1 protein-coding gene is annotated in these 1,024 nt (G+C 42.1%); it reads left to right on the top strand.

The annotated features are described in order from the left end of the window. Positions 1-62: 62 nt before the first annotated feature. A partial coding sequence (locus tag ACWIX0_RS13735) for an aldo/keto reductase (protein ID WP_454174544.1) occupies positions 63-1,024 on the top strand: 962 nt, incomplete at its 3' end.

Here is a 1,024-nt window from a genome sequence, read left to right as displayed (position 1 = left end):
TTTATAATTGCGACAAATTTAGCTTTTAAATTTTAAAACAAAGACATTATAAAGGAGCAAGTATGCAAAACACAAGCGATTCTAAACGGCGAGAGTTTCTCAAAACTTCGGGCAAAATCGCCCTAGCGAGTATGGCTATGACTTCAGGCGTTGCGCCTTTAATGGCGCATTCAAATAAAGGTGCGACAAACCAAAATCAAAACAAAGCAAAACCAAATCAAAAAGGGGCAAGTATGCAAACTATCAAACTTAATAACGGCGTGAAAATGCCAATTTTAGGCTATGGGACATATCAGATTCCAAATAATGAAGTGCAACGATGCGTAGAGGACGCGCTAAGCGTGGGCTATCGGCTCATCGATACCGCACAGGCGTATGCAAACGAAGAGGGCATAGGAGCGGCGATAAAAACCGCGCTAAATGGCGGAATAAAGCGTGATGAACTCTTTATCGAAACAAAGCTATGGATAAGCCACACAAACGAAAAGGACGCGCTAAAGGCGTTTGATTTAAGTTGCAAGAAGTTAGGCGTGGATTATGTTGATTTATACATTATTCATCAGCCTTATAATGATACTTATGGCGCGTGGAGGGCGATGAGCAAGCTACACAAAGAGGGCAAAATCCGCGCGATTGGCGTGAGTAATTTTTACCCCGATAAAATCACGGATTTTTGTATGTTTAATGACATAAAACCTGCGATAAATCAAATCGAATTGCACCCACTTTTTCAAAAAGTTGATGAGCAAAAAATCAATAATGATTTAGGTGTTGCGGTGCAGAGCTGGGCGAGTTTCGCAGAGGGCAAAGGTGAAATGTTTAGCAACAAAGTGCTTCAATCTATCGGGGAAAAATACGGCAAAACCCCCGCACAAGTCATCTTGCGCTGGCTAATCGAGCGTAATATCGCGGTGATTCCCAAAACTACGCGACTTGAGAGAATGAAAGAGAATTTCGCCGTGTTTGATTTCAAACTCACTAGCGAAGACAGGGCAAAAATCGCTAAATTAGACACGGGCAAGAC

It is taken from the genome of Helicobacter sp. T3_23-1059 (assembly GCF_053654515.1).
This window is presented reverse-complemented; position numbering and strand designations above follow the sequence as displayed.